This is a genomic window from Streptomyces sp. SID5469 (assembly GCF_009862865.1).
Taxonomy (GTDB): domain Bacteria; phylum Actinomycetota; class Actinomycetes; order Streptomycetales; family Streptomycetaceae; genus Streptomyces; species Streptomyces avermitilis.
The window spans coordinates 2,911,646-2,938,411 of the sequence record NZ_WWIN01000001.1 but is presented as its reverse complement, the minus strand read 5'-3'; the positions used below and the strand labels follow the sequence as shown (position 1 = coordinate 2,938,411).

The window sequence follows — 26,766 nt, the reverse complement described above, 5'->3', positions numbered from 1 at the left end:
ACTAGCCCCCTCCCGGCGGTCCTGGAAGGCCCCGGACACCCTGGCGGGAGACCGGACCCAGGGCTCGCAACAGTACTCCATTCGGGCCACTTACGTGGATCGGCACGCCGCTCAACTTCTGGTGGAGGGTGGGAGTTGACTGCCCGGTGTGCCGTTTTCGTGCCCCTCAAACGTGGCGTAGTTCACGTATCCGGCAGAAGCGGAACCAATGGTTTCGCCCATACGTCCCCCTCTAGTGCAGTGGGTCGATCAAGTACGGGAAAGGCAGGCAAGCTCCGGGTATGCGTGAGAAGCCGGAAGTCGGTGCGAGGCCGGATAGCGAGGAGGAGCCCGGGAGGAAGAGGCTGGACCTGAGCGTCCCTCAGGTCGCGGGCAGTGCCGTGGCCGCGGTGGTGGCCGCCAAACTCGCCTCCTGCTTCGGCGTCTACGGGACCATCCTGGGCGCCGGCCTGATCAGCGTCGTCGCCACCTGCGGCGGCACGGTCTTCCAGCACTTCTTCAGTCGCACCGGTGAGCAGCTGCGCGAGGTCACCGTGCAGCCCAAGCCGCGCGTGTCGGCCGGCCGCCGGCCCGGTGAGCCGGTCCGGCCGGTGGCGGCCGCGGCTTCGGGTGAGTTCACGGACGGCACGGTCTACCGGGCGCGGGTCAAGAGCTGGAAGCGACCGGTGGTCGCCGCCACCCTCGTGTTCGGCGTCACGATGGCCGGGATCACCACCTACGAGTTGGTCTCCGGCGACAGCTTCAGCGGCGGGGTCAGCACCACGGTCGGGGGCGCGCTGGCCGGCCGCACCAAGACGCCGCCGACGACGGACAATTCGCCGTCCCCCTCACGGACGCCGTCCAGCGTCCGCCCTGCGCCGTCGGACGACGCCTCCTCGGAGAGCGGCGAGGGCGGTACGACACAGGACCCGACGCCGACGCCCAGTGCCACGAAGAGCCCGGACGCCGGCTCCGACGGCAGCCTGCCCAGTGCGACCCCGACGCCCAGCGTCTCGGCTACGACCCCAGCACCCGACGCAAGTAGTCGTTCCCGAAGCGCCGTTCCGGGTCAAGCCGGTCCCGCAGCGCCGTGAACTCGCCGAAGCGCGGGTAGACCCCGCTGAAGTACTCCGCGTCGCGCGTGTGCACCTTGCCCCAGTGCGGCCGCCCCTCGTGCGCGGTGAAGATCCGCTCTGCGGCGGTGAAGTACGCCTGGTACGGCGTGCCCCGGAACATGTGGACGGCGATGTACGCGCTGTCCCGGCCGGACGCGGTGGAGAGCGTGATGTCGTCGGCCGGGGCCGTGCGCACCTCGACGGGGAAACTCACCCGCAAGGGGGAGCGGTCGACCATCGACTTCAGTTCGCGCAGCGTCTCCACGAGGGCCTCGCGGGGAACCGCGTACTCCATCTCCACGAAGCGCACCCGGCGCGGAGAGGTGAACACCTTGTAGGGGATGTCGGTGTACGTGCGGGCGGACAGGGCCCGGCTGGAGACCCTGGCGAGGGTGGGTATGGTCGCGGGCACGGCTCGGCCGAGCAGATTGGCCACCTGGAAGACGCCGTTGGAGAGGAACTCGTCCTCGATCCAGCCGCTGAGCTGTCCGACCGGCCTCTCCGGTCCCGCGCTGCGGTTGTTGCGCTTGGTGTTGCAGTTGCCGGTGTGCGGGAACCAGTAGAACTCGAAGTGCTCGTTCTCGGCGAAGAGTTCGTCGAAGTCGGCGGTGACCTTGTCGAAACTCATCGGCTCCTCGCGGGCCGTGAGCAGAAAAACGGGCTCTACGGAGAACGTGATCGCGGTGACCACTCCCAGGGCGCCGATCCCGATGCGGGCCGCCGCGAAGACCTCCGGATTCTCCTTCTCGGAGCAGGTCAGCACCGAGCCGTCGGCAGTGACCAGCTCAAGGCCCTTGATCTGGGCGGCGATCGAGGCCGAGTCACGGCCCGTGCCATGAGTTCCGGTGCTGGTCGCGCCGGAGACCGTCTGCTCCATGATGTCGCCCATGTTCGTGAGCGAGAGACCCTCGCGCGCGAGAGCCACGTTGAGTCTCTTGAGCGGGGTGCCGGCCTCCACGGTGACCGTGCCGGCCTCGCGGTCGATGCCGCGGATCCCCGTCAGCAGTTGAGGGCGGATCAATACACCGTCGGTCGCGGCGGCGGCCGTGAAGGAGTGTCCGGTTCCGACGGCCTTCACCCGCAGGCCCTCGTCGGCCGCCTTCCGTACGGCGGCGGAGAGTTCCTCGACGGAAGCGGGAGTGACCTCCCGTACCGGCCGGGCGGTGACGTTCCCCGCCCAGTTACGCCACGTGCCGCTCTTCCCGCTCACTGTGGTGCTCATGGGACCCTCCCCGCTGCGGAGCCGGCCTGCTCAGCCGGCGATACCCGAGGAAACCGACCGCGACCGCGACGGCCCCGGACACCGCCGGAACCCCGTACCCGGCACGCGCACCGGCGGCGTCGATCACCCAGCCGGAAACGGAGGAGCCGAGCGCGATGCCGACCGCGAGCCCGGTGCTCACCCAGGTCATTCCCTCGGTCAGTTTCGCGCGTGGTACGTGCTGTTCGATGAGGGACATCGTCGTGATCATCGTGGGTGCGATGGACAGGCCCGCAACGAACAGCGCCACGGCCAGGAACGGCAAGTTTCCGACCAGTAGGAGGGGGATCATACTCACGGCCATCGCGCATATGCCCAGCAGCCACCGGCGTTCGGCCGCCCCCGTGAAGCGCAGCAGCCCGAAGACGACTCCCGCGACGCAGGAACCCGCCGCGTACAGCGCCAGTACGACGCTCGCGGCCGCCTTGTGGCCCTGCTCCTCGGCGAAGGCCACGGTGACCACGTCGACGGCCCCGAAGATCGCTCCGGTCGCCACGAACGTGGCCACCAGGACCTGTAGTCCGGCCGCGCGCAGTGCCGAGCCGCCGCTGTGCTGCTCGTGCGGATGCGGCTCGGGTTCGGTGGCCCGCTGAGCGGTCAGCCAGAAGACACCGAGGGCCAGGAAGACGGCCGCGAGCAGGGGACCCGCCTCGGGGAACCAGACCGTGGAGACGCCGATCGAGATGATCGGGCCGAAGATGAAGCACACCTCGTCCACGACGGACTCGAACGCGTACGCCGTGTGCAGCTGCGGGGTGTCCCGGTACAGGTTCGCCCAGCGGGCCCGGGTCATCGCGCCGAGGCTCGGTACGCAGCCGATGCCGGCGGAGCAGACGAACAGCACCCAGTCCGGCCAGTCGTAGTGCGCGGCCAGCAGCAGCGCGGCGGCCGCGGTCAGCGCGAAGAGCGTCGCCGGGCGCAGCACACGCCGCTGCCCGTGCCGGTCCACCAGCCGGGAGATCTGCGGACCGAGCGCCGCGGCGGACAGCGCGATGGTGGCCGACAGCGCGCCGGCGAGCCCGTACCGCCCCGTGAGCTGGGAGATCATCGTCACCACGCCGATGCCCATCATGGACAGCGGCATCCGGCCGAGGAAGCCCGCGGCGGAGAAGCCCTTGGAGCCTGGGGCGGCGAACAGGGCGCGGTAGGGGCTTGGCACGAGGGGTCTCCGGTGAGTCCGGTAAGGCGCGAAGCTGGTCGATACAGCTTACGAGTTAGGTAACCCTAATGCACCCAGGAACCCGCACGTCCCGGCGGAGGCCACGGCCCGTCGGGCGGGTGACGAGATCGTTGTCGGCGGCGGGTGGCAGGATCGTAGACATGCCCGAAGCACTCGATGCCAGCCCTTACGACGCCCTGCTGCTCCTCTCGTTCGGAGGTCCGGAGGGCCCGGACGACGTGGTCCCGTTCCTGGAGAACGTGACGCGGGGACGCGGCATCCCCAGGGAACGGCTCAAGGAGGTGGGGCAGCACTACTTCCTGTTCGGCGGAATCAGCCCCATCAACGACCAGAACCGCGCTCTCCTCGACGCCCTCCGCAAGGATTTCGCCGAGCACGGTCTGAACCTGCCCGTGTACTGGGGCAACCGCAACTGGGCGCCCTACCTGACCGACACCCTGCGCGAGATGGCAGCCGACGGCCGCCGTCGCATCCTGGTCCTGGCCACCAGCGCGTACGCCTCGTACTCGGGCTGCCGGCAGTACCGCGAGAACCTCGCGGGCGCCCTGGCCACCCTGGAGGCCGAGGGTCTGGAGGTGCCGAGGGTCGACAAGCTGCGGCACTACTTCAACCACCCCGGCTTCGTGGAACCGATGACCGAGGGCGTGCTGAGGTCCCTCGCCGAGCTGCCCGAGGACGTGCGCCCGGGCGCGCACATCGCCTTCACCACGCACTCCATCCCCACCGCCGCCGCGGACACCTCCGGACCCGTCGAGGAGCACGGGGACGGCGGGGCGTATGTGAAGCAGCACCTGGACGTCGCGCGGCTGATCGCGGACGCCGTGCGGGAGGAGACCGGGATCGACCATCCCTGGCAGCTGGTCTACCAGTCCCGCTCCGGGGCCCCGCACATCCCCTGGCTGGAGCCGGACATCTGCGACCACCTCCAGGAGCTGCACGGCGCCGGGGTGCCGGCCGTGGTGATGGCGCCGATCGGATTCGTCTCCGACCACATGGAGGTCCTGTACGACCTCGACACGGAGGCGAAGGCGAAGGCCGAGGAGCTGGGGCTGCCGGTGCGCCGTTCGGCCACCGTGGGCGCCGACGCGCGGTTCGCCGCCGCGGTCCGCGAGCTGGTCGTGGAGCGTGCCGCCGTCGAGAGCGGACAGAAGGTGACCCCGTGCGCCCTAGGCGCGCTGGGCCCGAGCCACCAGCTGTGTCCGGTGGGCTGCTGCCCCGCCCGCGCCCCCAAGCCCGCCGCCGCGGGCGCCGACAGCCCGTACGCGTGAGGAGCACCGTGACCGACCAGTCCGAGCACCTGGACCACCTCAAGGCCGAACTCCTGGAGATCGCGCTCGACGCCGCGGCCCGCGCGGGAGCCTTCCTGCGCGACGGCCGCCCCGACGACCTCGGGGTGGCCGCGACCAAGTCCAGCGCCGTCGACGTCGTCACCGAGATGGACATCGCCTCCGAGAAGCTGATCACCGGCCTGCTGGCCGACCGCAGGCCCGACGACGGCGTGCTCGGCGAGGAGGGCGCCGACGTCGAGGGGACGAGCGGTGTCCAGTGGGTCATCGACCCCATCGACGGAACCGTCAACTATCTGTACGGCCTGCCCAGCTGGGCCGTCTCCATCGCCGCGCGCAAGGACGGCGAGACGCTCGTCGGCGTGGTGCACGCGCCGATGCGCGGCGAGACCTACAGCGCCGTCCTGGGGCAGGGCGCTTTCGTCAACGACCTCCCCGCGCGCGTGCGGCCCGCGCCCGCCTTCGGACTGGCCCTCGTCGGTACGGGCTTCGGCTATCTCGCCGAGCGCCGGGCCCGGCAGGCCGAGGTCGTCCGGCAGCTCGTCCCCGAGGTCCGGGACATCCGCCGCGGCGGCTCGGCCGCGATCGACCTGTGCGACGTGGCGGCCGGCCGCCTGGACGCGTACTACGAGCGCGGACTGAACCCCTGGGACTACGCGGCGGGCGACCTCATCGCGCGGGAAGCGGGCGCGCTGACCGGTGGACGCCCCGGAGAGCCCCTCTCGACCGACCTGACGATCGCCGCCCCGCCCGGCCTCTTCGAGGCGCTCCAGACCCGCCTGGAGGACCTCGGGGCCTGGCACGACTGAGTGCCGCCGTCCGCGGCACGAAGCGGGGCCCCGGCCTGGATCTGCCGGGGCCCCGCTCCTGCACAAGCTGATCAGACGCGTGTCGCGCCGACCTCCACACCGTGCTCGGCGGCGAGGCGGCGCAGGTCGTCGAGCTCTGCCTGCTCGACCTCCGCGAGGAAGTCGTCGCCTGTCTCGCGAGCCCGCGTCAGGTCGGACTCGGTAGCCCTTATGCGCTGCAGAATTCCTGTGGTGAATGCGTCCATGCTGCGCCCCCTCGTCCTGGGTCGTGGGTCGGTGGCACGGGGGTGTGCCGTTCGGAAGGGGCGATCACGTCTCCAGTAGGTGCCCAGCGCAGCCCGTGCTGGGCGGCGACGGTGCCGGACACCCACGCCCGCTCCGCGGAAAGCGGCCAGTGGCCCACCACATGGTGGCGTGCCACATGCAGAGCGTGATCGCGGGATGTAAAGCCGTCCTCCCCCCACTCTCTTCCGCGGAAACCTCAAACCCGAAGAGAAAATCTCGCATTCCCGGCCCCGCGGACCGTCGTCCCTGCTCCGCCAACCCGCCTTACAGCCGGTTTATGGCCGAAACGGGCAGGATGGAGGCCTCACCCTCCCCCCTCTCGGCTGCGCTCGAGCGGGGGGACCCCCATCAGACCCCGCCCGCGTGCGCCCAGGAGGCGCTACGCGGGTGGACAGAGGAAGGACAGCGACGTGCGCGTACTCGTCGTCGAGGACGAGCAGCTGCTCGCCGATGCGGTGGCCACCGGACTGCGCCGGGAGGCCATGGCCGTCGACGTCGTGTACGACGGTGCGGCCGCCCTGGAGCGCATCGGCGTCAACGACTACGACGTGGTCGTCCTCGACCGCGACCTCCCGCTCGTGCACGGCGACGACGTCTGCCGCAAGATCGTCGAGCTCGGCATGCCCACGCGCGTGCTGATGCTCACCGCGTCCGGCGACGTCAGCGACCGCGTCGAGGGTCTGGAGATCGGCGCCGACGACTATCTGCCCAAGCCGTTCGCGTTCAGCGAGCTGACGGCACGCGTGCGTGCTCTCGGCCGGCGGACGAGTGTGCCGCTGCCGCCCGTCCTGGAGCGCGCCGGCATCAAGCTCGACCCCAACCGCCGCGAGGTCTTCCGCGACGGCAAGGAGGTGCAGCTCGCGCCGAAGGAGTTCGCCGTTCTGGAGGTGCTGCTGCGCAGCGAGGGCGCCGTGGTCTCCGCCGAGCAGCTCCTGGAGAAGGCCTGGGACGAGAACACGGACCCCTTCACCAACGTCGTACGGGTGACGGTCATGACGCTGCGCCGCAAGCTCGGCGAGCCGCCTGTCATCGTCACCGTGCCCGGCTCCGGCTACCGGATCTGAGCGGCCGTGGCGACGACACCCGCACCGCCCGCCGCACCCCCGAAGCCGACCTGGGACCCCAGGCGGCAGGAGGCGCCGTTCCCCTGGCTGCGGCCCACCATCCGCATACGGCTCACCCTGCTGTACGGCGGCATGTTCCTGATCGCCGGCATCCTGCTGCTGTCGATCATCTATCTGCTGGCCGCGCAGGCGCTGCGGACGGGCAGCGAACCGCTGTTCAAGATCCTCGACGGCAACGGCATCAAGGTCGCCAGCGACGACTGCCCGGGCGTCAGCACGAACAACATTCCGCTGACGGCGTTCAACGACGCGATCAGCGCGTGCACCGACCACCAGCGCCAGGTCGCCCTGGACAACCTGCTGAGCCGCTCACTGCTCGCGCTGCTCGGCCTCGCCGTGATCGCCTTCGCCTTCGGATACGCGATGGCGGGCCGCGTCCTGTCGCCGCTCGGGCGGATCACCCGCACCGCCCGCGCGGTGGCCGGCTCGGACCTGTCCCGGCGGATCGAGCTGGACGGTCCCGACGACGAGCTGAAGGAGCTGGCGGACACCTTCGACGACATGCTGGAGCGGCTCCAGCGGGCCTTCACGGCCCAGCAGCGGTTCGTCGGCAACGCCTCGCACGAGCTGCGTACCCCGCTCGCGATCAACCGCACGCTCCTCGAAGTGCACCTGTCCGACCCGGGCGCCCCGATGGAGCTCCAGCAGCTCGGCAAGACCCTGCTCGCCACCAACGAGCGCAGCGAGCAGCTCGTCGAGGGGCTGCTGCTGCTCGCCCGCAGTGACAACCAGATCGTGGAGCGCAAGCCGGTCGACCTCGCCGAGGTCGCCTCGCAGGCCATCGACCAGGCGCGGTCCGAGGCGGACGCCAAGGGCGTGGAGTTCCGCGGCGAGCGGGCCTCCGCGGTCGTCCAGGGCAATGGCGTCCTGCTGGAGCGGATCGCCCTGAACCTGGTGCAGAACGCCGTGCGGTACAACGTGCCCGAGGACGGCTGGGTCGAGGTGACCACCGAGGTCCAGCACGGGCACGCGGTGCTGGTGGTCTCGAACACGGGTCCCGTGGTTCCCGCGTACGAGATCGACAACCTCTTCGAGCCCTTCAGGCGGCTGCGTACGGAGCGCACGGGCAGCGACAAGGGGGTGGGGCTCGGTCTGTCCATCGCCCGGTCCGTGGCCCGCGCCCACGGGGGCCACATCGCCGCCCAGCCCCGTGAAGGAGGCGGGCTCGTGATGCGCGTCACCCTGCCGATCTGAGAGCATGGCGCCGACACGCGGCCGATGTTCGCTTTGCGCGGAATTTTCGGGCCGTCGATTCAGGCGGCTCGTGTGTGATCGATCACAAGAGCGACTTTCCGGCCATCTACTCTCCGTGATCATGCGGACGGCCGGAAAGCCGGGAAAATCCGGGTTTTCGGGGGTCCAGATCACGGGAAGTACACGGTGAGACGCCTTTGTAGAGCGGCATGAAGACCGTGTACGGTCCCCATCGCCATCCAAGCCGATCACTCTTGAGGGGTCCGCTTGGGTGTCGATTGAGTAACAGACCTTGATGTGAGGCAAAATCTCCGCCTCGAGGCGGGCACAAGTCCGGCCTCTCACGCGTTACGTGCGCTGAAGACACACGCAGACACCCAGAGGGGGAGAGCGACAATGGCAACGGATTACGACACCCCACGCAAGACCGACGACGACGTCGATTCCGACAGTCTTGAGGAGCTCAAGGCCAGGCGGAACGACAAGTCGACTTCGGCGGTCGACGTAGACGAGTTCGAGGCCGCCGAAGGCCTGGAGCTTCCCGGAGCGGACCTCTCGAACGAGGAGTTGGCCGTCCGGGTGCTGCCCAAGCAGCAGGACGAGTTCACCTGCATGAGCTGCTTCCTGGTGCACCACCGCAGCCAGCTGGCCCGCGAGAAGAACGGTCAGCCGATCTGCCGCGACTGCGACTGAGGGCGGGTCGGCCGTGACTGGCTCGACCCCTCCCTGGAAGCGCCGCTTCCCCCGCCGGGGAGCGGACGAAGAGCCGCACGACGGCTCTCACGGCGCGCGTGACGACGAGCGGGGCTCTTCCGAGCCTGGATCAGCCTCGCTCGAACCGTCGGCCGCCACTGTGGACGCCGCGGCCCCTTCGGGGCTTCCGGCGCCCGTGGATCCGGATCCTCCTCCGCCCGTCGCCAGACGCCGGGCGGCCGTCGTACGTGACGGGGTCCGGGAAGGTGTCCGCAAGGGCGGCAGCCGGGCCAGGGCGGGCCTGGCGTACGTCGTGGACCGGATCATCGAGAACGCCCCGCGTATCCCCGTACGCGACCTCGCGACCCTGCGCAGGCAGTTCCCGGGCCTGGGACCCGAGGAGCTCGCGGACAAACTTGTGACGGGCGCGGCCAACGCCACGTCCACGGTGGGCGCGGGGATCGGAGCCGCCGCCATGCTGCCGGTGCCGCCGGCGATGCCGACCGAGCTGGCCGCCGAGATCACCGGCGTCGCCGCGATCGAGCTGAAGCTGATCGCCGAGCTGCACGAGGTGTACGGGCTGCGGCCGCCGGGCACGCTGACGCAGCGCAGCACCGCGTATCTGCACTCCTGGTCGGGGGAGCGCGGGATCGACGTGACGAAGCCGTCGACGATCAATGTGGCCCTCGGGGGCCAGATGAGGCGCGAACTGCGCCAGCAGGTCATGAAGCGGACGGTGCGGGATCTGCCGAACCTGATGCCGTTCATGGTGGGCGCCGCGGTCGGGGCGGTCATGAACCGCCGGGACACCAAGCGGCTTGCGGGGCGTATCCGCAAGGACCTGCGGAAGATGCAGGTGCCATGGGACGCGCTGCCGGAGCTGCCACCGCTGGAGAAGCCGGCCGATCCGCTGCGGCTGGGGGAGATCCCCAAGGAGCTGGGGCCCTGACGGGCGGCACCCGCGACCGGCCCGGTCCGGCAGGCACCGCCGCCGGATTGCGGACGCCCGTGAACGGGCGCGCGACGATGTGCGCCGCCGCGCAGAGGCCGGCGGTGTCTCCGGTGGGACCGCGGGCTACGCCTCCGTGCGGGCTGCCTTCAGCGCCGCCGCCAGGCGTTCCGGTTCGCGCGTCGACAGATACAGGTACGGGGTCGGGTCCTGGGGATCCGTGACCTCTACCCGCAGGGCCGTGGGGATGTAGGAGCGCAGCAGCATGAAGGCGCGCGGGTTCGCCTTGTACGTGCGCCAGGCGCGCGCCTCCTCCTGGTCCATGATCTCCGCCTCACCCAGGGCCGCCACGGGGATCTTCGCCTCGCCCGCGATGAGGGAGTCGCCGACCACGCGGATGCGGATCGACCCGTACGAGCTGGCCACGACCGCCGCGACCGCCGTGCCGCCCACCAGGCCGCCCAGCAGCGGGAGTGTGCCGAAGGGGAGCAGGATCAGGGCCATCGAGACGCCGACCAGGAAGCACATGAGCCACCAGGTGCGGGGGGCGGTGAGGCGTTCTTCGTACGGCGGCGCGGAAAGCTGCATGGATCCAAGCTTGGCACGGTGTCCGCCCGGTGCCGACGCGCGGGTAAGGTCTGCGCCTGTGAGTGGTACTTCCGCAGCTCTGAAGCCCCCCGCCGACGCCACGACGCCGGTGCGGCACCCCGATGCGCCCGCCCCCGGCGAACTCCTCGGCGCGCACTACGGACACTGCTTCGGGTGCGGGGAGGAGCAGTCCCACGGGCTGCACCTGGCGGCACGGGCGGGTCAGGGCGTTTCGATCACCGCCGAGTTCACCGTGCAGCCCGCCCATCAGGGTGCGCCCGGTCTGGCCCACGGCGGGGTGCTCGCGACCGCTCTCGACGAGACCCTCGGCTCGCTGAACTGGCTGCTGCGCACCATCGCCGTGACCGGCCGGCTCGAGACCGACTTCGTACGGCCCGTGCCCGTCGGCACCGTGCTGTACCTGGAGGCGGAGGTGACGGCGGTGGCCGGGCGCAAGATCTACTCGACCGCCACCGGACGGATCGGCGGCCCCGAGGGGCCCGTGGCCGTCCGCGCCGACGCCCTTTTCGTCGAGGTCAAGGTCGACCACTTCACCGACAACGGCCGCCAGGAGGAGATCCGGGCGGCCATGAACGACCCGGACCAGCTCCGGCGTGCCCGTGCCTTCGAGGTGAACCCATGACCCGTGCCCCCCTGAACGTGCTGCTCCGACGAGTCGACCCCGACGTACCGCTTCCGGCGTACGAGCACCCGGGCGACGCGGGAGCGGATCTGCGGACCACCGAGAGCTGCGAACTGAAGCCCGGCGAACGGGCCGTGCTGCCCACCGGGGTGTCTGTCGCGCTGCCCGAGGGGTACGCGGCCTTCGTGCACCCGCGATCCGGCCTCGCCGCCCGCTGCGGTGTCGCCCTCGTGAATGCCCCGGGGACGGTTGATGCCGGGTACCGTGGGGAGATCAAGGTGATCGTGGTGAATCTCGACCCGCGCGAGTCCGTGCGGTTCGAGCGCTTCGACCGGATTGCCCAACTGGTCGTCCAGCAGGTCGAGAGGGTCCGCTTCCAGGAGGTGGCGGAGCTTCCCGATTCGGCGCGGGCCGAGGGGGGCTTCGGGTCCACCGGCGGTCATGCCGCCGTGGGCGCCGATACGAACGGGCAACAGGGTGGGAATCGATACGCTTCGGTCGTATCCGACCGGAAAGGACAGTGACGTGTTCGGACGTCGCAAGAAGGGCAGTGCCGCCGAGGACGCGGCGGGCGAGGCCGAGCAGGTCGTCGACGGCGTCGACGCTGAGGCGGACGACGAGGGCGAGCGCGAGCGGCCGCGGCTCGAGCCCGAGCCGCGGCCCGACGGGCCCTGGGACAGCTCCGAGGTCCGTGACCCGGCCGAGGGCCGGGTGGACCTGGGCGGTCTGTTCGTGCCCGGGGTCGAGGGCATGGAGCTGCGGGTCGAGGTCGCGGGCGACGCGATCGTCGCGGCGACCGTCGTGCTGCGGGACAGCGCGGTCCAGCTCCAGGCTTTCGCCGCCCCCAAGCGCGAGGGCATCTGGGGCGAGGTCCGCGAGGAGATCGCCAGCGGCATCACCCAGCAGGGCGGTGTCATCGACGAGGTCGAGGGCCCGCTGGGCTGGGAGCTGCGCGCGCAGGTGCCGGTACAGCTGCCGGACGGTACGGGCGGCTTCCAGGTCGTCCGGTTCGTGGGTGTGGACGGCCCCCGCTGGTTCCTGCGCGGGGTCATTTCCGGTCAGGGTGCCGTGCAGCCGCAGGCCGCCGGTCTCCTGGAGCAGATCTTCCGGGACACGGTCGTGGTCCGCGGTGAGGGTCCGATGGCGCCCCGCGACCCGATCGTCCTGAAGCTGCCGAACGACGCGCAGATGGTCCCCGAGGGTGTCCAGCAGGAGGAGCAGAGCGGTTCGCGCTTCTCCGGCGGCATGGGGCAGTTGCAGCGTGGACCGGAGATCACCGAGGTCCGCTAGTTCGGAGAGCCGTTTCGGGCCGTACCCCTCAAGGGGGTGCGGCCCTTTCTCGTACCCCGGTGTTCTCATGTGCGGCCTCTTGACGGCCAGTTGGTCTGTACCTATGGTCTCCGGCCAGTGCACCTGTTCAAAGACGCGCTCATCGTTCACATACGAGAACGGATGGCCCCCACATGCCCAAGCTGCCCTCTCGCGTGCACCGTCGCAGACCACGCACCGCCGTCATCGCCGCCCTGGCCACCGCTCTGGTGGGCGGCCTCCTCGCCTGGCCCGCCGCCCATCGCGCCGACGCGGCACCGGCCACCTTCGCGCACCCCGGAGTCACCGTCTCCAGGAGTCAGCTGGACTTCTCCCGCACCAAGGTCAACGCCGGTGCGCAGCCCTGGAAGGGCGCGTACGACCAGATGATGGCGAGCACGTACGCTTCGCTGACGCGCACCGCGAAGCCCCGCGCGACCGTCGAGTGCGGCTCGTACTCCAACCCCAACTACGGGTGCACGGACGAGCGTGAGGACGCGATAGCCGCGTACACCGACGCCCTCGCCTGGTACATCACCCGCGACGAGCGGTACGCGAAGAAGGCCATCGAGTTGATGGACGCGTGGTCGGCGGTGATCAAGGACCACACCAACAGCAACGCGCCGTTGCAGACCGGCTGGGCCGGCTCCTCGTGGCCCAAGGCGGCCGAGATCATCAAGTACACGTACACCGGCACCTGGGCGAACTCCGGCCGCTTCGCGACCATGCTGCGCGACGTGTACCTCCCCGAGATCATCAACGGCTCCAACTCCAACGGCAACTGGGAGCTGTCGATGATGGAGGCCGCCGTCGGCATCTCCGTCTTCCTGGAGGACAAGACGTCGTACGACAAGGCCATGGCGAAGTTCCGTACGCGTACGGCCGCGTACATCTATCTCTCGTCCGACGGAGCTGTGCCGAAGACCGTGCCGAGCCAGAATCTCGACACGACCGCGAAGATCGTCAGCTACTGGCAGGGGCAGTCCACCTTCGTCACCGGGCTCACCCAGGAGACCTGCCGCGACTTCACGCACACCGGGTACGGCATCTCCGCCGTCTCGCACATCGCCGAGACCAGCCGTATCCAGGGCGCGGACCTGTACGGCACGGACGTCGGCGAGCGGCTGCGGCAGGCGCTCGGCTTCCAGGCCAAGTACCAGCTGGGCGAGGCGGCACCGAGCTGGCTGTGCGGGGGCTCCCTGAACCGGGGGCTCGGGCCGATCACCGAGGTCGGCTACAACGCCCTGCACAACCGCCTGGGCATCGCCATGACCAACACCCAGAACCTGACCGAGCAGAACCGCCCGGCCGGCAGCAACAACCTCTTCGTTGCCTGGGAGACGCTCACACACGGCGACAACCCGAGCTGACCCCGCCGCGTATCAGGGTTCCGTCAAGGACGCTCCAGACCGCGCTCACCCTGCCTTTTGCCGTGATGATCGGCCGTAAGGTCGACGCAGCGTACACAGCTGTGACAGGAAGACAATGGGGCCATGGCACGCGGCAAGCTTCGGATCTACCTCGGTGCGGCACCGGGCGTCGGCAAGACGTACGCCATGCTCTCCGAGGCGCACCGCCGCGTCGAGCGCGGCACGGACTGCGTGGTCGCCTTCGTGGAACACCACGGGCGGCCGCGCACCGAGGTGATGCTGCACGGTCTGGAGCAGGTCGCGCGCAGGGAGCTCGCGTACCGGGACACCGTCTTCGCCGAGATGGACGTGGACGCCGTCCTGCGGCGGGCCCCCGCCGTCGCTCTGGTGGACGAACTCGCTCACACCAATGTTCCGGGCTCCCGCAACGCCAAACGCTGGCAGGACGTCGAGGAGCTGCTCGCGGCGGGCATCGACGTCGTGTCGACCGTCAACATCCAGCACCTGGAGTCGCTGGGCGACGTCGTGGAGTCGATAACCGGCGTACGCCAGCGCGAGACCGTTCCGGACGAGATGGTGCGCCGGGCCGACCAGATCGAGCTGGTCGACATGTCGCCGCAGGCCCTGCGCCGCCGCATGGCGCACGGCAACATCTACAAGCCGGACAAGGTCGACGCGGCCCTGTCCAACTACTTCCGCCCGGGCAACCTGACCGCGCTGCGCGAGCTGGCGCTGCTGTGGGTGGCCGACCGGGTCGACGCGTACCTGACGGAGTACCGCAGCGAGCACCGGGTCTCGGCGATATGGGGCTCGCGCGAGCGCATCGTGGTCGGACTGACGGGCGGCCCCGAGGGCCGTACGCTGATCCGGCGCGCCGCACGCCTCGCGGAGAAGGGCGCGGGCGGCGAGGTCATGGCCGTCTACATCGCCCGCAGCGACGGGCTGACCTCCGCCTCGCCCAAGGAGCTGGCCGTCCAGCGCACGCTCGTCGAGGACCTGGGCGGCACCTTCCACCACGTCGTCGGGGACGACATACCCTCCGCGCTGCTGGACTTCTCGCGCGGCGTCAACGCCACGCAGATCGTGCTCGGCTCCTCGCGCCGCAAGGCCTGGCAGTACATGTTCGGGCCGGGCGTCGGCGCCACGGTCGCCCGCGAGTCGGGACCCGACCTGGACGTCCACATCGTCACCCATGAGGAGGTCGCCAAGGGGCGCGGTCTCCCGGTCGCCCGGGGTGCGCGGCTCGGCCGGTCGCGGATCATCTGGGGCTGGCTGGTCGGCGTGGCCGGGCCGGTCGTCCTCGCGCTGCTGCTGAACACCGTCGACCTCGGCCTCGCCAACGACATGCTGCTGTTCCTGGCGCTGACCGTGGCGGCCGCCCTGCTCGGCGGGCTGCTGCCCGCCCTCGCCTCGGCGGCCTTCGGGTCGCTGCTGCTGAACTACTACTACACGCCGCCGCTGCACCGGCTGACGATCGCCGACCCCAAGAACATCATCGCCATCGCGATCTTCGTCGGTGTCGCCGTCTCCGTGGCCTCCGTGGTGGACCTCGCCGCCCGCCGTACGCATCAGGCGGCCCGGCTGCGTGCCGAGTCGGAGATCCTCTCCTTCCTCGCGGGCAGCGTGCTGCGCGGCGAGACCAGTCTGGACGCCCTGCTCGAACGCGTCCGCGAGACCTTCGGCATGGAGTCGGTCGCCCTGCTGGAGCGGGAGAGCGACGTCGCGCCGTGGACCTGCGCGGGCAGTGTGGGCGTGCGTCCGCTGGTCGACCGGCCGGAGGACGCGGACGTGGACATGCCCGTGGGCGACCACATGGCCCTCGCGCTGTCCGGGCGCGTGCTGCCCGCCTCCGACCGCCGGGTGCTCGCCGCGTTCGCCGCCCAGGCCGCCGTCGTCCTGGACCGCCAGCGCCTTCAGCGCGAGGCGGACCAGGCCCGCACGCTCGCCGAGGGCAACAGCATCCGTACCGCGCTGCTGGCCGCGGTCAGCCATGACCTGCGGACCCCGCTGGCGGGGATCAAGGCGGCCGTGTCCTCCCTGCGCTCCGACGACGTGGCCTGGTCCGAGGAGGACCGGGCGGAGCTCCTCGAAGGCATCGAGGACGGCGCGGACCGCCTCGACCACCTGGTGGGCAACCTGCTGGACATGTCCCGGCTGCAGACCGGGACCGTGACCCCGCTGATCCGCGAGATCGACCTCGACGAGGTGGTGCCGATGGCGCTCGGCGGAGTGCCCGAGGACAGCGTGGTGCTGGACATCCCGGAGAGTCTGCCGATGGTGGCCGTCGACCCCGGTCTGCTGGAGCGCTCGGTGGCCAACCTCGTCGAGAACGCGGTCAAGTACAGCCCTTCGGACGAGTCGGTCCTGGTGGCCGCGAGCGCCCTCGCCAACCGGGTGGAACTCCGTGTGGTGGACCGCGGGCCCGGTGTCCCCGACGAGGCGAAGGACCGCATCTTCGCGCCCTTCCAGCGCTACGGCGACGCCCCGCGCGGTGTCGGTGTCGGCCTGGGTCTCGCGGTGGCACGCGGCTTCGCCGAGGCGATGGGTGGCACGCTGAACGCCGAGGACACTCCCGGCGGCGGCCTCACCATGGTGCTGACGGTCGGGGCGGCGGTGGACAGCCCCGCCGGCCGTCCCGGCCTCGCGCACGCAACAGCAGAAAGGCAGACCAGATGCTGAGCCCGACCGGGGGAGGCCCCCAGACCCCGACGAGGGTGCTCGTGGTCGACGACGAGCCGCAGATCGTACGCGCCCTCGTGATCAACCTGAAGGCGCGCAAGTACGAGGTCGACTCGGCCCACGACGGCGCGACCGCGCTGCACGTCGCCGCCGCCCGCCACCCCGACGTCGTGGTGCTCGACCTCGGGCTGCCCGACATGGACGGCGTCGAGGTGATCAGGGGACTGCGCGGCTGGACCCGGGTGCCGATCCTGGTGCTCTCGGCCCGCCACTCCTCCGACGAGAAGGTCGAGGCGCTGGACGCGGGCGCCGACGACTACGTCACCAAGCCCTTCGGCATGGACGAGCTGCTGGCCCGCCTGAGGGCCGCCGTCCGCCGGGCCGAGCCCACGGGCGGCGGTGAGGACGACGTGATCGTGGAGACCGAGGACTTCACGGTCGACCTGGCCGCGAAGAAGGTCAACCGCGACGGCAGGGACGTACGGCTCACCCCGACGGAGTGGCACCTGCTGGAGGTGCTCGTCCGCAACACCGGCCGCCTGGTCGGCCAGAAACAGCTGCTCCAGGAGGTGTGGGGCCCGTCGTACGGGACGGAGACGAACTACCTGCGCGTGTACATGGCACAACTGCGCCGCAAGCTGGAATCGGATCCGTCGCATCCGAAGCACTTCATCACGGAGCCGGGGATGGGATATCGGTTCGAGAGGTGAGATGCGAGCGGTGGCGGCGGAGTGTGCGGGGGCGGCGGAGTGTCCAGGGCCGGTCAGTGCCCGTTCAGAGCGTTGGCGCCGCGAGTGCGTTGCTGTCGGCGTCCCCCGGTACGCTTTCGGTATGAGCGCTGTTCCTCATTCCGAAAAGCCGGTGGGCCGGTTCCGGCGCATGCTCGACCGGCTCTCCTCGTCCCAGGAGGACCTGGAGTCCGAGGAGCTGCGCGAGGACGCCGAGACCGCAGGATGTACGCGCATCGGCGACTGTCATGACCGGCAGATCGTCACCGTTACTGGTACCTTGCGCACGGTCACGCTGCGGCCGCGGGCCGGAGTCCCGGCCCTGGAGGCGGAGCTGTTCGACGGCTCGGCCGCACTGGACGTGGTGTGGCTCGGCAGGCGTTCCATCGTCGGCATAGAGCCGGGGCGCAAGCTGATCGCTTCGGGCCGGATCTCGATGAGCCGGGGCCGCAGAGTGCTGTTCAACCCGAAGTACGAACTCAGACCGCTCGGACGGGAGTAGCCGGTGACGTCGCTCGACAAGCCTACGGAAGACGCCCAGCAGGATTCCAGGGCGGTGACCGAGGCCGCGCTCTTCGAGGCGTTCGGCGGTGTCCGGGGCATGGTCGAGACGGTGGTGCCCGGCCTCCTCTTCGTCACCATCTTCACGATCAACAAGGACCTGCACTGGTCGGCGATCGCCGCCATCACGGTGTCCCTGCTGCTGGTCGTGGTCCGCCTCGTCATGAGGGACACCGTCAAGCACGCCTTCAGCGGTGTCTTCGGTGTCGCCTTCGGCGTGGTCTTCGCGATGATGACCGGCAACGCCAAGGACTTCTACCTGCCGGGCATGCTCTACACGCTCGGTCTGGCGCTGGCGTACATCATCACCACGCTCGCGGGCGTGCCCCTGATCGGCCTGATCCTCGGCCCGGTCTTCAAGGAGAACCTCTCCTGGCGTACCCGCAACCCGGGCCGCAAGAAGGCGTACGCGAAGGCAAGTTGGGCCTGGGGCCTGATCCTGCTCGCCAAGTGCGCGATCCTCTTCCCGCTGTACTGGTGGGCCAACACCGCCCAACTCGGCTGGGTCCTGGTCGCGCTGAAGATCCCGCCGTTCCTGCTGGCGGTCTGGCTCACCTGGGTGTTCCTGGCCAAGGCCCCCGCTCCGATCGACGTGTTCGCGGAGATGGAGGCGGCGGAGAAGGCCGAGGAGGAACGCAAGGCGGCACTGGCCGAGGAGCGGGGCGAGGAGCGGGGCGAGGCCACGGCAGGGCGTCACCGCCGCGACGTCTAGTCACCCGTTTGAGTTCGTTTTTGGGCCTGGTCACTCGTACGAGCGAGTGCGTCAGGCCTGGTCACCCGTACGAGTCGGGGGCGCCCGGAGATCTCCGGGCGCCCCCGACGTCGTATCGCGGCGCACGTTGCCTGTTGCGGCACTAGCTCGATGCGTCCTCGCGGCGCACCGACAGCAGGTCCTCCAGTTGTTCCTCGCGGGCCTGCGCGGCCACGAACAGGAGTTCGTCGCCCGCCTCCAGGGAGTCCTCCTGGGACGGTGTGAGGACGCGGGTGCCGCGGATGATCGTCACCAGGGACGTGTCCTGTGGCCACTCCACGTCTCCGACCTGCGTGCCCGCCAGGGCCGACTCCGGCGGCAGGGTCAGCTCGACCAGGTTCGCGTCGCCGTGGCTGAAGCGCAGCAGCCGGACCAGGTCACCGACGCTCACCGCCTCCTCGACCAGGGCCGACATCAGACGCGGGGTGGAGACGGCGACGTCCACGCCCCAGGCCTCGTTGAACAACCACTCGTTCTTCGGGTTGTTGACGCGGGCGACGACGCGCGGAACGCCGTACTCCGTCTTCGCCAGGAGCGAGACGACCAGGTTCACCTTGTCGTCGCCCGTCGCGGCGATCACCACGTTGCAGCGCTGGAGCGCCGCCTCGTCCAGGGACGTGATCTCGCAGGCGTCGGCGAGCAGCCACTCCGCCTGCGGGACGCGCTCGACCGAGATGGCGGTCGGCGCCTTGTCGATCAGCAGGATCTCGTGGCCGTTCTCGAGCAGTTCGCCCGCGATCGAGCGGCCGACGGCACCGGCACCGGCAATGGCGACCCTCATCAGTGACCGCTCTCCTCTTCAGGGCCCTCGGCGAACGCCGCCTCGACCTTCTCGACGTCGTCCGTACGCATCATCACGTGCACCAGGTCGCCCTCCTGGAGCACCGTCTGGGAGGACGGCAGTATTGCCTCGCCCAGCCGGGTGAGGAAGGCCACGCGTACGCTGGTCTCCTCCTGGAGCTTGCTGATCTTGTGGCCCACCCAGGCCGAAGAGGCGTGCACCTCGGCGAGCTGCACCCCGCCGGTGGGGTCGCGCCACAGCGGCTCGGCGCCCGAGGGCAGCAGCCGGCGCAGCATCTGGTCGGCCGTCCAGCGGACGGTGGCGACCGTCGGAATGCCGAGGCGCTGGTAGACCTCGGCGCGGCGCGGGTCGTAGATACGGGCTGCGACGTTCTCGATGCCGAACATCTCGCGGGCCACCCGGGCCGCGATGATGTTCGAGTTGTCACCGCTGGAGACGGCGGCGAACGCGCCGGCCTCCTCGATGCCCGCCTCGCGCAGGGTGTCCTGGTCGAAGCCGACTCCGGTGACACGACGGCCGCCGAACCCGGAGCCCAGTCGTCGGAAGGCGGTGGGGTCCTGGTCGATCACAGCGACCGTATGCCCCTGTTGCTCCAGGGTCTGGGCAAGAGCGGAGCCCACTCTTCCGCAGCCCATGATGACGATGTGCACGACCGTCCTTCCGGTGTCAATGGTCACGGCTCAGTCGAAACGCCAACAACAGGGTCTCAGACCGCCGCCCAAGCTACACACGTGCGGTCCGCGGACGGCACCCCCGTGCACATTCGCCTGCGGGTTCTCATGGTCAGCGGCGGCCGATGCTGCGGACGCTGAGAAGGGTCAGGATTCCGAGGCCGACGAGTCCGGCGGCGGCGCCGATCAGCTCCGCGGGCGCATGCATGGGACCTCCGTGGGGTGCAATGAGCGAGGTTTTGTCATATAGGCATGGGGATCGCCGTAGGTGCGGAATCCGCAGCGTGACGCCTCTGCGATTTCACTCGGAGAGCAGATGGGCGACGGTTGGCGGGCCGATGCGGGACGGCGGGTGGGCGACCTCCCGTTCGAACGCTTACGATCCTCTGCGTGTCCAAACTGACCGACGTGCCCAAACGGATCCTGATCGGGCGCGCACTGCGCAGTGACCGGCTCGGAGAAACGCTCCTGCCGAAGCGCATCGCACTGCCCGTCTTCGCTTCCGACCCGCTCTCCTCCGTGGCGTACGCACCAGGAGAAGTGCTGCTGGTCCTCTCCATCGCGGGCGTGTCGGCGTACCACTTCAGCCCCTGGATCGCGGTCGCGGTCGTGGTGCTGATGTTCACCGTGGTCGCCTCCTACCGGCAGAACGTCCACGCCTACCCGAGCGGCGGCGGCGACTACGAGGTGGCCAACACCAACCTCGGCCCCAGGGCGGGTCTCACCGTCGCCAGCGCGCTGCTCGTCGACTACGTCCTCACCGTCGCCGTCTCCATCGCCTCCGGCATCGAGAACCTCGGCTCGGCCATCCCCTTCGTGGTCGAGCACAAGGTCTCCTGCGCGGTGGCCGTCATCGTGCTGCTCACGTTGATGAACCTGCGCGGCGTAAAGGAGTCCGGAAAACTTTTCGCGATTCCGACGTACGTCTTCGTCGCGGGCGTCTTCATCATGATCGCCTGGGGCGCCTTCCGCGGGTTCGTCCTCGACGACACCATGCACGCGCCGACCGCCGACTACCACATCAAGGCCGAGCACCAGGGCCTCGCCGGCTTCGCCCTCGTGTTCCTGCTGCTGCGCGCCTTCTCCTCCGGCTGTGCCGCGCTCACCGGTGTCGAGGCGATCTCCAACGGTGTCCCGGCCTTCCGCAAGCCCAAGTCCAAGAACGCGGCGTCCACGCTCGCGGCGATGGGCCTGCTCGCCGTCACCATGTTCTGCGGCATCATCGCCCTGGCCATGGCGACCAACGTCCGCATGGCGGAGAACCCGGCGAACGACCTGATCCACAACGGCGTCGCGGTCGGCCCCGACTACGTTCAGAACCCGGTGATCTCGCAGGTCGCCGAGGCCGTCTTCGGCAAGGGCAGCTTCCTGTTCATCGTGCTGGCCGCGGCCACCGCGCTGGTGCTGTTCCTCGCCGCGAACACCGCGTACAACGGCTTCCCGCTGCTCGGCTCGATCCTCGCCCAGGACCGCTATCTGCCGCGTCAGCTGCACACCCGTGGCGACCGCCTGGCCTTCTCCAACGGCATCGTGCTGCTCGCGGGCGCGGCGACCCTCCTGGTCGTCATCTACGGCGCCGACTCGACGCGGCTGATCCAGCTGTACATCGTCGGCGTCTTCGTCTCCTTCACGCTGAGCCAGACCGGCATGGTCCGGCACTGGAACCGCCACCTGGCCACCGAGAAGGACCAGGCCAAGCGCCGGCACATGGTCCGCTCCCGGGCGATCAACGCGTTCGGCGCGTTCTTCACCGGGCTCGTGCTGGTCGTCGTCCTCGTCACCAAGTTCACGCACGGCGCCTGGGTCGCGCTGCTCGGCATGTGCATCTTCTACGCGACGATGAGCGCGATCCGTAAGCACTACGACCGGGTCGCCGAGGAGATCGCCGCCCCCGAGGGCCCGTCCGACGACAGTGTCCGCCCCTCCCGCGTCCACTCCGTGGTCCTGATCTCCAAGATCCACCGGCCGACGCTGCGCGCCCTCGCCTACGCCAAGCTGATGCGCTCCGACACGCTGGAGGCGCTCAGCGTGAACGTCGACCCGGCCGAGACCAAGGCACTGAAGGAGGAGTGGGACCGGCGCGGCATCGACGTACCGCTGAAGGTCCTCGACTCCCCGTACCGCGAGATCACCCGGCCCGTCATCGAGTACGTGAAGGGGCTGCGCAAGGAGTCGCCGCGCGACGCGGTGTCCGTGATCATCCCCGAGTACGTGGTGGGCCACTGGTACGAGCACCTGCTGCACAACCAGAGCGCGCTGCGCCTGAAGGGCCGGCTGCTCTTCACCCCGGGCGTCATGGTCACCTCCGTGCCCTACCAGCTGGAGTCCTCCGAGGCCGCGAAGAAGCGGGCGCGCAGGCGGCAGGAGTGGAGTGCGCCGGGTGCGGTGCGGCGCGGGCCCGCGGAGGAGCGCGCGAAGGAGTCGTCGAACACGAAGGGCTGACGGGCTCGTGGTGAGCGGCCGGGTGGTGTCCACGTAGACTGGTGGGCTGTTGTCCGGCCGTTCCCCCCTCTCGTTACTGGAGTCACCCCACCATGCAGGCAGAACCGAAGAAGTCGCTGGTGGGGGAGGAGTACGAGGTCGAGATCGGCCCCGTCGCCCACGGCGGGCACTGCATCGCCCGTACATCCGAGGGCCAGGTCCTCTTCGTACGGCACGCGCTGCCCGGCGAGCGGGTCCTCGCGCGCGTCACCGAGGGCGAGGAGGGCGCGCGGTACCTGCGTGCGGACGCCGTCGAGATCCTGGACGCCTCGAAGGACCGTGTCGAGGCCCCCTGTCCGTACGCGGGCCCCGGCCGCTGCGGCGGCTGCGACTGGCAGCACGCCAAGCCGGGCGCCCAGCGCCGACTGAAGGGCGAGGTCATCGCCGAGCAGTTGCAGCGGCTCGCGGGCCTCACGCCCGAGGAAGCGGGCTGGGACGGCACGGTGATGCCCGCCGAGGGCGACAAGCTCCCGGCCGGCGAGGTCCCCGCGTGGCGGACCCGCGTGCAGTACGCGGTGGACGCCGACGGCAACGCCGGGCTGCGGCGCCACCGCTCGCACGAGGTCGAGCCGATCGAGCACTGCATGATCGCGGCACCGGGCGTCAGCGAGCTGGGCATCGAGGAGCGTGACTGGTCCGGCATGGAGTCGGTCGACGCGATCGCGGCGACGGGATCGCAGGACCGCATGGTGATCCTGGAGCCCCGGCCCGGCGCCCGTCTGCCCCTCGTCGAGCTCGACAAGCCCGTCTCCGTCATGCGCGTCGAGGAGAAGGACGGCGGCATCCACCGCGTCCACGGCCGGGCGTTCGTGCGTGAGCGCGCCGACGGCCGCACCTACCGTGTCGGCAGTGGCGGCTTCTGGCAGGTCCACCCGATGGCCGCCGACACCCTGGTCAAGGCCGTCATGCAGGGTCTGCTGCCGCGCAAGGGCGATATGGCGCTCGACCTGTACTGCGGTGTCGGCCTCTTCGCGGGCGCGCTCGCGGACCGGCTCGGTGACAAGGGCGCGGTGCTCGGCATCGAGTCCGGCAAGCGCGCGGTCGAGGACGCGCGGCACAACCTCGCCGCCTTCGAGCGCGTGCGCATCGAACAGGGCAAGGTCGAGGCGGTCCTCCCGCGCACCGGCATCACCGAGGTCGATTTGATCGTCCTCGACCCGCCGCGTGCGGGCGCGGGCAAGAAGACGGTCGAACAGCTCGTGTCCCTGGGCGCGCGAAAGATCGCGTACGTGGCCTGCGACCCGGCGGCGCTGGCACGGGACCTCGGGTACTTCCGCGACGGCGGCTACAAGGTGCGGACGCTGCGGGCGTTCGATCTGTTTCCGATGACGCATCATGTGGAGTGTGTGGCGATTCTGGAGCCTGCTGCAAAGGGGCTCTGACCTGCCGTTTCTCTGAGTGTGCGTGATGGGCGTTAGGTGCGTTAGGTGCGATATCTTGACGCATGTTCGACGCACATGACGCACGCTTGACGCACGAACGGCGCGATTCCTGACGGTTCGTCATGCGCAATTGTTGGCCGCCGGGGGAAGCGCTCACGCGTGTGACGGTGGGCATCTTGAAGGGGTGTGGACCAGTCGCCAAGCCTTGGTCGACCCCGTCCGCGCGCCTCTCGGTGCTGACGTCCCGTGACGCTCAGTGGGGCGTCACACGGGTGGCGTGTTCAGTGGGTCGAGGCGTTCACGGTGGCTGCTGTCCAGCTGAGCACATGGCTGCTGTCGGCGACCCAACGTCCGTGTACACAGGCGAGTTCGGGCGGGGCGGGTACGAGGGCGCGGGCGGTGAACGTGCCGTCTGGGGCGAGGTCGAGGAACGCCTCCTGGAAGTCCAGTCGGCGGCGGGTCACCGGGTACCACGCCTTGTGTACGGACACCTTGGCGCTGAACAGGAGGCGGGGTCCCATGCGGGCCTGGCCGCCGCGGCGGCCAGGGCGGCAAGTGAGGCCAGGGCGGAGCGTTCCTCGGGACGGGTTATGGCCTCCAGTACCCCTTCCGCAAGCGGGGAGTTGGGCTCGGCGTGGACGCAGGCGCGGACGGTGGTGAACTCGTTGCGCCGTTTCGGGACGGCTCTGGCGATGAGCGCCTCTTCCTGAGGGGACAGCGTGATGTCCAGCCGATGGGTGAAGGACTGAACGGTGTGCGGTACGCACCATGCCGAATTGCCGGATCAAGCTCCTGATGGGGCATCATCTTCCGGCCGCGTGCACACGGAGCGGCCCTGCGTGGCCATTCGGACCGAGCTTCCGATGACGATGCGGCGAGGGTTGGTCGTGTCGTGATCCTTCCTCGCTTCAGTACCGGCTGGAGGGGATGCTTGTGCCTCCGCAGTCAGGTCCGGTGCCGGTGACGGGACTTCGCACGCGGAAGGCTCCGGGGAACTCCTCCAGCGGGGCGCGCGGGGTGGCCGTCCGGCACGGCGGTCACGAGATCGACATGCCCCCGTCGATGGACAGCACCTGACCGGTCATGTAGTCGGCGTCCAGCAGCAGTTCGATGCCACGGGCCACCTCGTCGGGCGTGCCCATGCGGCCGAACGCGGTCCGCGCCACGAGCGTGGCGCGGACCTCGGCCGGCACCTCCTCGGTGAGCGCGGTGGCCATCAGGCCGGGTGACAGCGCGTTGACCGTCACATTGAACCGCCCGCACTCCAGGGCCAGGCTCCGGGTCATCCCCAGCACACCGGCCTTGGACGCCGAGTACGCCGTCTGGCCCCGGCTGCCGAGGAGGCCGGCGGGCGAGACGACGTTGATGATGCGTCCCCAGCGGCCCCGCAGCATGTCCGGGAGTGCCGCCCGGCAGGTATGGAAGGTGCCGATCAGATTGACGGCGACGGTCCGGGTCCAGTCGTCGACGGACTGGGTGGCCATGAGACCGTCCCGGCGGATCGCACCCGTGTTGACGAGGACGCTGATGCCTCCCAGCTCAGCGCGTACCCGGTCGACCATGTCCCGGGTGGCAGCCCAGTCGGCGACGTCCGCCCGCACGAGGGTGCTCGGCCCGCTGAGCTTGGCCGCTACCTTGCGGGCCTGGTCCTCACCGTTGGTGTAGTGCAACGCCAGCCGGTAGCCACGGTGGTCGAGGACCCGTGCCACGGCGGCGCCGAGCGCTCCCGAAGCGCCGGTGACGAGAGCGACACGGCCGTCGGTACCCGGCGTCGCCATCAGACAGGCGCTCCCGCACGCGCGCCGGCTGGCCGGCGCGGCGCGGTCAGGGAGGCCGCCGGTGCGAGGCTTCCCATCTCGGTCTTGCGTTGACGTGCCCTCCGTAGGCGCCGAAGGCCGAAGATCCGCGTCCGGTCGAAAGTCATCACACCACTCCGCATGTACGGGGTCGGGAAAGGGGGACGGGATCCGATCCTCCGCGGGAGGTCCGGCCGCCATCGCACCCGGGTAGGCGGTTCACAGCGCACAGGGCGCGACGGGCCGAGTCCGGTAGGGGGTCGGAGCGGGGCGCGAGGACAACCGGGCGGGGTGTCACCTCTTGACAGGTTCCACCTCGCCCGGAGCTCCCGTTCCGTAACCGTTCGGTTCCCGTGCCGTTCCCATTCCGGGAGTCCGACGCTGTCAGCCGACGTCCGCGGACGGACGCGGTCGGTTTCGCTACGAGGCGACGGACGATTCGTCGGCGGCTTCCGCCACGAAACGCTCGGCCGCTGCCGTGTCGAGGCCCAGCGAGGCCAGCACCCCGGCGCCGTCCCCCTCTTCCAGAAGCCCCAGCAGCATGTGGCCGGTGCTGACGCTGTCCTGGCCGAGGCGGAAGGCCACCCGAGACGCCAGTTCCAGCGCCTTCTTCGCGTGGGCGTCGTACGGGATCAGCACCGGATCGGCGTCACTGCGCGGCGGCAGGGTGGCCACCGCCGTGTCTCGCGCCTGGTCGAGGTCGATGCCCTGCGCCCGCAGGGCGCCGACCGCACTGCCCTCGGTGCCGAGCAGGCCGAGGAGGACATGCGCCGGGACGATCTCGGCGTTGCCGGCCGTCTTGGCCTCGTTCATGCCGGCGATGATCGCGCTGCGGGCGGGCTGGGAGAACTTCTCGAAGGCATTCGACGGCTTGGCGTCGGGCTTGCCGACGAACCGCTTCTGGGCTGCCTGCCGGGTGACGCCCATGCAGCGGCCGATGTCGGTCCAGGACGCGCCGGAGTGACGGGCCTGGTCGACGAAGTGGCCGATGAGATGGTCGGCGACCTCGCCGATGTGGTCGGCCAGCAGGATGGCGCCGCTGAGCTGGTCGAGGGCGGTGGTGTGGTTCTCGGTGATCGCCGTGATGAGCTCGTCGAGCTTGACCGGCGGAGTGATCTGCGTCATGGTGTC

The 26,766-nt window shown here is 70.1% G+C and carries 27 protein-coding genes; 17 read left to right on the top strand and 10 right to left on the bottom strand.

Going from position 1 to position 26,766, the window contains the following annotated elements:
* Window positions 1-281 precede the first annotated feature (281 nt).
* Window positions 282-1,073 (top strand): hypothetical protein, encoded by a 792-nt coding sequence (locus GTY58_RS12635; protein WP_010983847.1) that lies wholly within the window; start codon window positions 282-284, stop codon window positions 1,071-1,073.
* On the opposite strand, the gene GTY58_RS12630 is transcribed toward GTY58_RS12635, so the two are convergent.
* Both GTY58_RS12630 and GTY58_RS12625 read right to left on the bottom strand, forming a co-directional pair.
* Window positions 997-2,316 carry a D-arabinono-1,4-lactone oxidase gene (locus tag GTY58_RS12630; protein ID WP_010983846.1) on the bottom strand — a complete coding sequence of 440 codons (1,320 nt, stop codon included), beginning with the start codon at window positions 2,314-2,316 and terminating at the stop codon, window positions 997-999. The two genes, GTY58_RS12635 and GTY58_RS12630, sit on opposite strands and share 77 nt — an antisense overlap.
* A complete protein-coding gene (locus GTY58_RS12625) occupies window positions 2,276-3,514 on the bottom strand; it encodes an MFS transporter (protein WP_010983845.1) in 1,239 nt (412 codons plus the stop codon). Before GTY58_RS12625 ends, GTY58_RS12630 begins: the two co-directional genes overlap by 41 nt.
* Before the next feature lie 161 nt (window positions 3,515-3,675).
* Between GTY58_RS12625 and GTY58_RS12620 the strand changes: the two genes are divergently transcribed.
* Window positions 3,676-4,803, top strand: a complete 1,128-nt coding sequence (locus GTY58_RS12620; protein ID WP_010983844.1) for a ferrochelatase — start codon at window positions 3,676-3,678, stop codon at window positions 4,801-4,803.
* Between the two features lie 8 nt (window positions 4,804-4,811).
* Window positions 4,812-5,630, top strand: coding sequence for an inositol monophosphatase family protein (locus GTY58_RS12615; RefSeq protein ID WP_010983843.1), 819 nt, complete (start codon window positions 4,812-4,814; stop codon window positions 5,628-5,630).
* Window positions 5,631-5,701: 71 nt separating this feature from the next.
* On the opposite strand, the gene GTY58_RS39590 is transcribed toward GTY58_RS12615, so the two are convergent.
* Complete coding sequence (locus GTY58_RS39590) at window positions 5,702-5,875, bottom strand: hypothetical protein (protein WP_167544193.1); 174 nt, start codon at window positions 5,873-5,875, stop codon at window positions 5,702-5,704.
* 450 nt (window positions 5,876-6,325) lie between these two features.
* On the opposite strand from GTY58_RS39590, the gene GTY58_RS12610 reads away from it, so the two are divergent.
* The 4 genes from GTY58_RS12610 to GTY58_RS12595 all read left to right on the top strand — a co-directional run bounded on the left by GTY58_RS12610 (window position 6,326) and on the right by GTY58_RS12595 (window position 9,875).
* Window positions 6,326-6,979: a response regulator transcription factor gene (locus tag GTY58_RS12610; RefSeq protein ID WP_010983842.1), complete on the top strand. Its 654-nt coding sequence runs from the start codon at window positions 6,326-6,328 to the stop codon at window positions 6,977-6,979.
* A gap of 6 nt (window positions 6,980-6,985) precedes the next feature.
* Window positions 6,986-8,233 (top strand): HAMP domain-containing sensor histidine kinase, encoded by a 1,248-nt coding sequence (locus GTY58_RS12605; protein WP_010983841.1) that lies wholly within the window; start codon window positions 6,986-6,988, stop codon window positions 8,231-8,233.
* Between the two features lie 396 nt (window positions 8,234-8,629).
* On the top strand, window positions 8,630-8,926 hold the full coding sequence (locus GTY58_RS12600) for a DUF4193 domain-containing protein (RefSeq protein WP_005481602.1): 297 nt from the start codon (window positions 8,630-8,632) through the stop codon (window positions 8,924-8,926).
* 13 nt (window positions 8,927-8,939) lie between these two features.
* Window positions 8,940-9,875, top strand: coding sequence for a hypothetical protein (locus tag GTY58_RS12595; RefSeq protein WP_010983840.1), 936 nt, complete (start codon window positions 8,940-8,942; stop codon window positions 9,873-9,875).
* A 126-nt stretch (window positions 9,876-10,001) separates the two neighbouring features.
* Here the strand turns inward: GTY58_RS12595 and GTY58_RS12590 are convergent, their stop codons facing one another.
* Window positions 10,002-10,463, bottom strand: coding sequence for a DUF3093 domain-containing protein (locus tag GTY58_RS12590; protein WP_010983839.1), 462 nt, complete (start codon window positions 10,461-10,463; stop codon window positions 10,002-10,004).
* A gap of 58 nt (window positions 10,464-10,521) precedes the next feature.
* Here GTY58_RS12590 and GTY58_RS12585 point away from each other — a divergent pair, with 58 nt between their 5' ends.
* The 8 genes from GTY58_RS12585 (at window position 10,522) to GTY58_RS12550 (ending at window position 18,464) form a co-directional block, all read left to right on the top strand.
* Complete coding sequence (locus GTY58_RS12585; RefSeq protein WP_010983838.1) at window positions 10,522-11,106, top strand: PaaI family thioesterase; 585 nt, start codon at window positions 10,522-10,524, stop codon at window positions 11,104-11,106.
* On the top strand, window positions 11,103-11,630 hold the full coding sequence (dut, locus tag GTY58_RS12580; protein WP_010983837.1) for a dUTP diphosphatase: 528 nt from the start codon (window positions 11,103-11,105) through the stop codon (window positions 11,628-11,630). Before GTY58_RS12585 ends, dut begins: the two co-directional genes overlap by 4 nt.
* A 1-nt stretch (window position 11,631) precedes the next feature.
* The gene (locus GTY58_RS12575) at window positions 11,632-12,396 is read left to right on the top strand and encodes a DUF3710 domain-containing protein (RefSeq protein WP_010983836.1); all 765 of its coding nucleotides are present in this window, start codon (window positions 11,632-11,634) and stop codon (window positions 12,394-12,396) included.
* 173 nt (window positions 12,397-12,569) lie between these two features.
* Window positions 12,570-13,784, top strand: coding sequence for an alginate lyase family protein (locus GTY58_RS12570; RefSeq protein ID WP_010983835.1), 1,215 nt, complete (start codon window positions 12,570-12,572; stop codon window positions 13,782-13,784).
* A 123-nt stretch (window positions 13,785-13,907) separates the two neighbouring features.
* The gene (locus GTY58_RS12565) at window positions 13,908-16,463 is read left to right on the top strand and encodes an ATP-binding protein (RefSeq protein WP_010983834.1); all 2,556 of its coding nucleotides are present in this window, start codon (window positions 13,908-13,910) and stop codon (window positions 16,461-16,463) included.
* Window positions 16,457-17,173, top strand: coding sequence for a response regulator (locus GTY58_RS12560; RefSeq protein ID WP_010983833.1), 717 nt, complete (start codon window positions 16,457-16,459; stop codon window positions 17,171-17,173). The genes GTY58_RS12565 and GTY58_RS12560 overlap by 7 nt, the downstream gene beginning before the upstream one ends.
* Before the next feature lie 121 nt (window positions 17,174-17,294).
* Window positions 17,295-17,693 (top strand): OB-fold nucleic acid binding domain-containing protein, encoded by a 399-nt coding sequence (locus GTY58_RS12555; RefSeq protein WP_062804692.1) that lies wholly within the window; start codon window positions 17,295-17,297, stop codon window positions 17,691-17,693.
* Between the two features lie 3 nt (window positions 17,694-17,696).
* Window positions 17,697-18,464 (top strand): DUF3159 domain-containing protein, encoded by a 768-nt coding sequence (locus tag GTY58_RS12550; RefSeq protein ID WP_010983831.1) that lies wholly within the window; start codon window positions 17,697-17,699, stop codon window positions 18,462-18,464.
* Between the two features lie 142 nt (window positions 18,465-18,606).
* Here the strand turns inward: GTY58_RS12550 and GTY58_RS12545 are convergent, their stop codons facing one another.
* The gene (locus GTY58_RS12545) at window positions 18,607-19,284 is read right to left on the bottom strand and encodes a TrkA family potassium uptake protein (protein ID WP_010983830.1); all 678 of its coding nucleotides are present in this window, start codon (window positions 19,282-19,284) and stop codon (window positions 18,607-18,609) included.
* Window positions 19,284-19,955, bottom strand: a complete 672-nt coding sequence (locus GTY58_RS12540; protein WP_010983829.1) for a TrkA family potassium uptake protein — start codon at window positions 19,953-19,955, stop codon at window positions 19,284-19,286. Before GTY58_RS12540 ends, GTY58_RS12545 begins: the two co-directional genes overlap by 1 nt.
* A gap of 411 nt (window positions 19,956-20,366) precedes the next feature.
* Here GTY58_RS12540 and GTY58_RS12535 point away from each other — a divergent pair, with 411 nt between their 5' ends.
* Together GTY58_RS12535 and GTY58_RS12530 are read left to right on the top strand one after the other, a co-directional pair.
* Window positions 20,367-22,418, top strand: coding sequence for an APC family permease (locus GTY58_RS12535; protein ID WP_010983828.1), 2,052 nt, complete (start codon window positions 20,367-20,369; stop codon window positions 22,416-22,418).
* A gap of 92 nt (window positions 22,419-22,510) precedes the next feature.
* Window positions 22,511-23,839: a class I SAM-dependent RNA methyltransferase gene (locus GTY58_RS12530; RefSeq protein WP_037650137.1), complete on the top strand. Its 1,329-nt coding sequence runs from the start codon at window positions 22,511-22,513 to the stop codon at window positions 23,837-23,839.
* Between the two features lie 281 nt (window positions 23,840-24,120).
* On the opposite strand, the gene GTY58_RS41605 is transcribed toward GTY58_RS12530, so the two are convergent.
* The 4 genes from GTY58_RS41605 to GTY58_RS12515 form a co-directional block, all read right to left on the bottom strand.
* Window positions 24,121-24,360, bottom strand: a complete 240-nt coding sequence (locus tag GTY58_RS41605) for a hypothetical protein (RefSeq protein ID WP_010983826.1) — start codon at window positions 24,358-24,360, stop codon at window positions 24,121-24,123.
* On the bottom strand, window positions 24,300-24,533 hold the full coding sequence (locus GTY58_RS41600; RefSeq protein WP_306292900.1) for a hypothetical protein: 234 nt from the start codon (window positions 24,531-24,533) through the stop codon (window positions 24,300-24,302). The genes GTY58_RS41605 and GTY58_RS41600 overlap by 61 nt, the downstream gene beginning before the upstream one ends.
* Before the next feature lie 343 nt (window positions 24,534-24,876).
* On the bottom strand, window positions 24,877-25,617 hold the full coding sequence (locus GTY58_RS12520; protein WP_010983825.1) for a 3-oxoacyl-ACP reductase family protein: 741 nt from the start codon (window positions 25,615-25,617) through the stop codon (window positions 24,877-24,879).
* A 438-nt stretch (window positions 25,618-26,055) separates the two neighbouring features.
* Window positions 26,056-26,760, bottom strand: a complete 705-nt coding sequence (locus GTY58_RS12515; RefSeq protein ID WP_010983824.1) for a Clp protease N-terminal domain-containing protein — start codon at window positions 26,758-26,760, stop codon at window positions 26,056-26,058.
* Window positions 26,761-26,766: the final 6 nt, after the last annotated feature.